The 244-nt window shown below is 70.5% G+C and carries 1 protein-coding gene; it reads right to left on the bottom strand.

Features of this window, described 5'->3' with window-relative positions; translation table 11 throughout:
• Positions 1–244, bottom strand: a 244-nt coding sequence (locus tag KVS71_RS18270; RefSeq protein ID WP_217585247.1) for a hypothetical protein, incomplete at both ends; no start/stop codon positions are given.

Raw genomic sequence — 244 nt, 5'->3', positions numbered from 1 at the left:
CCCGGAGGCGTGGAACTCGCCGGTGCTGTCGGTCCCGCGACCTCTCCTTCGTGGCAGGAACCGGCCTCCCGCTCGAGCATCTCCATCGCGCCGGTCTCGACCACGGCCGGGACGATGCGCAGGAGCCCGCCGGTGATCGCGTCGGTCTCGGCGCCGATGATCTGCTCGATCCGGCGACGCGAGACGGAGGGGAAGAGTTCCTCCAGGCGTGCGGGCAGATCGGCGTAGCGGATGTACGACGCCT

It is taken from the genome of Microbacterium sp. GbtcB4, from assembly GCF_019091465.1.
GTDB lineage: Bacteria > Actinomycetota > Actinomycetes > Actinomycetales > Microbacteriaceae > Microbacterium > Microbacterium paraoxydans.
This window is presented reverse-complemented; position numbering and strand designations above follow the sequence as displayed.